The following is a 3,280-nucleotide window of genomic DNA, read 5'->3' as shown; positions in this document are numbered from 1 at the left end:
GGCGGGTTCTGCACCAGCACCGCCGGCGTCGCCGAGTAGAGGGCGGCGCTGTTCGTCTCGGTGTGGAACTTCTCCCAGCGCAGGCCGCCGTTGAGCAGCCACTGCTCCGAGAACTTCAGCGTGTCGAACGCATAGACCGCCGCACTCAGCGTGCTGCCCTTGGTGTAGGCGCCGTTGTCGACGAGCGGCTGGAACACGTCGCCGGTGCTCGGGTTGTACAGGTTGGCCGCGGCCTGCGTGCCGCTGACGACCCGGTTCTGCTGGTTCTGCCGCTCGTAGATGAACTCGAAACCGGTCGACAGCGAATGCCCGATGCCGCCGGTCTTGAACTCGGTGCTCAGGTTGGTCTGGTTGGTCAGGATCTCGTTCGTCTGGTGGCGGCCCTGGCGGTTGCGCGCGACGGTCCAGGTGGCGGGATCGGTCCCGGTGGGGGAGGTCACGGCATTGACGCCGGTCAGCACGAAGTCCTGCTCGGTGTGGCCCAGGCGCGTCGTGTTGCGCAGCGTCGTGCCGCTCGACAGGTCGTGCTCGATGCGCGCGGTGAACATGTGCAGCGTCACGTCGTTGAAGTCGTCGGTCGAACCGTAAAAGTTCTTCGGATCGACCGGCGCGCCGCTCTGCATGCCCGCGCCGGGCCGCCAGTCGGAGAGCCCGAAGGTCGACACGCCGCCGTCCGGCACGTTCTTCTGGTCGACGTACAGGTAGTTGAAGGTGGTGCGCGTCGGCGTGCCGAGGCCGAGCACCAGCGACGGCGCGAAGCCGAAGCGCTTGCTCCTGACCTCGTCGCGGCCCGGCGTGCCGTAGTCCTGCGCGAGCACGTTCAGGCGCAGCGCGGAGCCCGGGATGCCGAGGTCCAGCGGCCGGTTCAGGTCGGCGGTGGCGCGCACGCGGCTCGCGGTGCCGACGGTCAGCGTGCCGTTGTTGAAGGCCTCGCGGGTCGCCGTCTTCGACACCAGGTTGACGTAGCCCGACGATGCGCCGCGGCCGTTGTCGGAGCCCGACGGGCCCTTGACCACCTCGACCTGCTCGATGTTGAACACGTCGCGCGAGATGTTGCCCAGGTCGCGGATGCCGTCGACGAAGATGCTGTTCGTCGTGTCGAAGCCGCGCATGAAGATCGAGTCGCCGGTCGTCGTGTTGCCGTTCTCGCCGAGCTGCATCGTGATGCCCGGGGTGTTGCGCAGCGCCTCGGCCAGCGTGGTCGCGACCTGCTGCTGCAGCACTTCCTTCTTGATCACGGTGATGGTCTGCGGCGTGTCGACCAGCGGCTGCGTGAACTTCGGGCTCGACGCGTTGTCGGCCTTGAACTCGCTGCCGGACTGGCCGGTGACGCGCAGCGCGGGCAGCGTCGTCTCGGGCGCTTCGGGCTTCTTCGGCGCGTCGGCGACCGGGGTCGTCTGCGCAGCCACCGGCAATGCGACGGCCATCAGGCCGATCTGAGCCAACGCGGATGTCTTGCTTGCCGCGTGCTTGCGGCTCTTGATGTAGGCCAAGGGGTACTCCTCGAGGGTTTTGTCTTGTCTTGGCTGGCGCGATGGCTGGCGGGGACGGTGAAGATCAGTCAGAAAAACAGCCGGCCCGAACCCGGCGCCGGCTGGATGGAGAAATTCGATTCAGCGGCGCAGCGCGTACCAGGAAGCGACCGCGATCGGCAGGCCGAGCGCGGCCCACGACAGCGCGTCCCAGGCGCCATCTCCGAGCAAGGCCGACAGCAGGCCGACCGCGCTCAGCACGGCCAGCACGACCGGCCAGGTCCACACGCGCAGCGCCGCGCTCATGGCTGCGCCGCCTCCGGCTCGCTGACGAAGCCGACCTTCGTCAGGCCCGCCTTCGACGCATCGGCCAGCGTCTGCGCGACGTAGCGGTAGGCCACCGCCTGGTCGGCGCGCAGGTGGATCTCGGGCTGCGGCTGCTTGCTGCTCTCGGCGGCGAAGCGCTTCTGCGCCTCGGGCCGCGTGACGAGCTCACCGTTCCAGTACAACAGGCCGCCGGCGTCGATCGCGAACTCGACCTTGTCGGCCGCCGTCTGGTTGACCTGCGAGCTCGCCTTCGGCAGCTCCAGCTTGACCGCGTTGGTCAGCAACGGCGCGGTGATGATGAAGATCACCAGCAGCACCAGCATCACGTCGATCAGCGGGACCATGTTGATCTCCGCCATCGGCGCGCCGGCGTTCTTCGAATCGAAACTGGCGAAGGCCATGGCGAGGCCTGCGTCAGGCGGCGACCGGCCGCGAGGCCAGCGCACGCACGTTGGCCGGCTGGGCGGCTTCATTGCCGAGCGGCTGGCCCATCGACACGAAGGTGTGCAGCTCGTACGCGAAGGCATCGAGCTTGGACGACATCACGCGGTTGGCACGCGTCAGCCAGTTGTAGCCCATCACCGCGGGGATCGCGACCGCGAGGCCGAGGCCCGTCATGATCAGCGCCTCGCCGACCGGGCCGGCCACCTTGTCCAGCGTGCCGGCGCCGCTCATGCCGATCGCGACCAGCGCGTGGTACACGCCCCAGACGGTGCCGAACAGGCCGACGAAGGGCGCGGTGGCGCCGACGGTGGCGAGCATCGCGAGGCCGTTCTCGAGCCGCGTGGTTTCCTCGTCGAGCACCTTCTTGATGGTGCGCGTGACGAATTCGCCCGAGGTGCCGGCTTCTTCGAGCTTGGCGGCGCCGTACTTCGCGTGGTGGGCCTGCGCGTGCATCGCGTGGCTGGTGAGGTGCGAGAACGGGTCGTGCACGCCGTGCGTGGTGATCTCGTTCGCGACGGCCTCGAGCGAGGTCGCGTTCCAGAAGAAGTTCAGGAAGCTCTGGCTGTGGCGGCGGCGCGAGACCAGCGACAGGCCCTTGATCACGATGATCACCCAGGAGGCGATCGACATCAGCACCAGGATGCCGAGCAGCGTCTTGCCCACCACATCGCTTTGCGCGATGAAGTGGCCGAATCCCAAGCCAGCGTCTGCGTTCACGGTCATTTCTCCAGATCGAAATTCAAGGGGATCAAGGCCCAGCCCGCGGTCGCGCGGCCGTTCTCGGTGTAGGGCTCGAAGCGGAACTTGCGCACCGCGTCGACGGCGGCCTCATCGAGCCGCGGGTAGCCGGACGACTTGCCGACCTGCACCGATTGCGGCAGGCCCGCTTCGTCGATCCAGACGCGCACGACGACGTTGCCGGTTTCCTTCAGGCGCTTCGACGCGCGCGGGTACTCGGGCGGCTCGGCCTTCAGGTAGCGCACGGCCGAGGCCGGGATCTGCTTCGGCGGGGCCGGCGGTGCGGGCGGGGCCGGCGG

At 68.4% G+C, this 3,280-nt stretch carries 5 protein-coding genes; all 5 read right to left on the bottom strand.

The window, feature by feature from the left end; genetic code table 11:
- The coding region (locus AC1D15_RS23415) for a TonB-dependent receptor domain-containing protein (RefSeq protein WP_477827860.1) at window positions 1-1,493 on the bottom strand (1,493 nt) is incomplete at its 3' end.
- A 120-nt stretch (window positions 1,494-1,613) separates the two neighbouring features.
- Window positions 1,614-1,778 (bottom strand): hypothetical protein, encoded by a 165-nt coding sequence (locus AC1D15_RS23410; protein WP_197066761.1) that lies wholly within the window; start codon window positions 1,776-1,778, stop codon window positions 1,614-1,616.
- The gene (locus AC1D15_RS23405; RefSeq protein WP_477827859.1) at window positions 1,775-2,200 is read right to left on the bottom strand and encodes an ExbD/TolR family protein; all 426 of its coding nucleotides are present in this window, start codon (window positions 2,198-2,200) and stop codon (window positions 1,775-1,777) included. The genes AC1D15_RS23410 and AC1D15_RS23405 overlap by 4 nt, the downstream gene beginning before the upstream one ends.
- 13 nt (window positions 2,201-2,213) lie before the next feature.
- Window positions 2,214-2,966 carry a MotA/TolQ/ExbB proton channel family protein gene (locus AC1D15_RS23400; protein ID WP_047501194.1) on the bottom strand — a complete coding sequence of 251 codons (753 nt, stop codon included), beginning with the start codon at window positions 2,964-2,966 and terminating at the stop codon, window positions 2,214-2,216.
- Window positions 2,963-3,280 (bottom strand): energy transducer TonB (locus AC1D15_RS23395; protein WP_477827858.1); only part of this gene is annotated, 318 nt, incomplete at its 5' end. The genes AC1D15_RS23395 and AC1D15_RS23400, both read right to left, overlap by 4 nt.

This window comes from Rhizobacter sp. P2_H2, from assembly GCF_056403375.1.
The sequence above is the reverse complement of the archived record's forward strand: the minus strand, read 5'-3'. Positions and strand labels throughout refer to the sequence as shown.

Excerpts from the sequence above, each read along its gene's own strand:
- AC1D15_RS23410 (WP_197066761.1), bottom strand. The coding sequence starts at position 1,778 with ATGAGCGCGGCGCTGCGCGTGTGGACCTGGCCGGTCGTGCTGGCCGTG.
- AC1D15_RS23405 (WP_477827859.1), bottom strand. The coding sequence starts at position 2,200 with ATGGCCTTCGCCAGTTTCGATTCGAAGAACGCCGGCGCGCCGATGGCG.
- AC1D15_RS23400 (WP_047501194.1), bottom strand. The coding sequence starts at position 2,966 with ATGACCGTGAACGCAGACGCTGGCTTGGGATTCGGCCACTTCATCGCG.